This window comes from Streptomyces sp. NTH33 (assembly GCF_003236365.1).
In the GTDB taxonomy this organism is placed as follows: domain Bacteria; phylum Actinomycetota; class Actinomycetes; order Streptomycetales; family Streptomycetaceae; genus Streptomyces.
Window position 1 is genome coordinate 1 of sequence record NZ_POTZ01000813.1, and the last position, 1,790, is coordinate 1,790.

Annotated in this window: 1 protein-coding gene; it reads right to left on the reverse strand. The window is 76.7% G+C overall.

Annotated features, from left to right (window positions below; genetic code table 11):
* On the reverse strand, positions 1-1,790 hold a 1,790-nt coding region (locus C1I97_RS36535), incomplete at both ends, for a DUF5682 family protein (RefSeq protein WP_220040892.1).

The window sequence follows — 1,790 nt, forward strand, 5'->3', positions numbered from 1 at the left end:
GCGGCGGCCACTTCCAGACCGATCCAGCCTCCGCCGACGAAGACGATGCGGGAGGCGGACTGGAAGGTCCGCTGGATGCGTTCGCAGTCGCCGACGCGGCGCAGGTAGAGCACGCCGTCGAGGTCCGAGCCGGGAGCACGCCGTGCCAGCGGGAGCGCAGGCCGTCGTGGACGGCCGCGGGGGTGTCGCCGAGCAGGGCGACGGCCCCGTGCACCGCGTCCACGTGACGCCGCATCTCCTCGGCCGCGTCCGTGTCCAGTGCGGCGCAGGCCGGGGGCAGGCCGACGAAGATCCGCTCGGCCAGGCCCGCGGCCACCCCGGCCAGGGCCCCGGTGTCCGTGCCGCGCACATCGCCGTAGCGCAGGGAGCGCACCAGGGCCGGCAGTGCCTGGGCGAGGTGTCCGACATCCGCGTCGAGCGCCGCCCGGTCGGCGAGCACCCGCATCACCACGGGCAGCGCGTCGGGGAGTTCGGCGAGCAGGCAGCGCTCGGCGAGCGCGGTGACCCCGGCCAGAGTCCGCGCGGCGACGGCGTCGGCCTCCGCCTTGGCGGTCGCGGCGGCGAGCACGGTCGTCCCCCACACCCCGGCCTCGGCGACCCGCACCGACAGCTCCGGCTCCCAGCGCAGCCGCCAGCTCTCCCGGAACGTGCCCGTGCTGCCCCGCGAGACGGCAGGCTCCCCCCAGCCGATGCCCAGCAGCCGCAGCCGGTGCAGGAGCCTGCTGCGTCCGGCGTCGGTCTCCTTGCGCAGGTCGAGCTCCAGCTCCCGCTCCGGTGCCTCGGGTTTGAGCCGCAGCCGCCGCTGGAGCCGGGCCAGGTCCCGCTGCAACGGCACCGCGGGCGCCGCCTGCGGCACCTCCCCCAGCACGTCCCCGACCACCAGCCGGTCGTGCACCAGCGCCAGCGGCACGTCGGAGCCGTCGCACATCACCGCGCGCACCGCGTCCGTCGTCTCGCTCAGGCCCGGCAGCGGGCGGCCGCGCATCGCGGCGAGCGTCTCCGCCAGCCGCACCGCCTCGATGACGTGCGCGGAGGACACGATCCGGTCCTCCTCCCGCAGCAGCCCCGCCACCCGGGTCAGCCACCGCTCCACGGGCCGGTCCGGCACACCGAACAGGTGGGCGTACCAACCCGGCGACTCGATGCCCGCGCCGTAGCCGCTCGCCCGGGAGAGCCGGCGGTGCGTCCACGGCACCCACGTCATGTCCGCCTTGACCTTGGGCAGCCCCTTCAACAGGGCCCGGTCGGCGGTCACGGCCGCCTTCCGCCGCAGCGCCGGTACGTGCCAGGCCCCGCACACCACGGCGACGGCGTCCCCGAACTCGCGCCGTGCGGAACGCACCTGGAGCCGCATGTACGCCTCGCGCACGAGATCCCGGTCGTGGTCCCCGCCGCCGGCGTACGCCTCCCGCAGCGCGTCCATGGCCTCCTCCAGCGCCAGGAACGGGGCGAACACGTCCCCCTCCCCGGCACACCGGTGCTCGACGACGTCCTCCCACCAGCGCTCGGGATCGTCGTACCCGGCGGCCTCGGCGAGCGCGGCGAGCGGGTCGACGCGCACGCCGGCCTCGGGCGGGCGGGCCCCGGACGGGTGCTGCGCGGTCCCCTCCTCCGCGGAGCCGTCCCCGTCCGGCTGCTCCCTGCGCCACGCGAGCGTGTGCGTGGCCGGCAGGTCGATGAAGCGGGCCGGGACGTCGTGCTCCAGGGCCCAGCGGACGGCGACCCACTCGGGCGAGAACCCGGCCAGCGGCCAGAACGCCGAGTGGCCTGGCTCGTCCACGGCGTGGGCG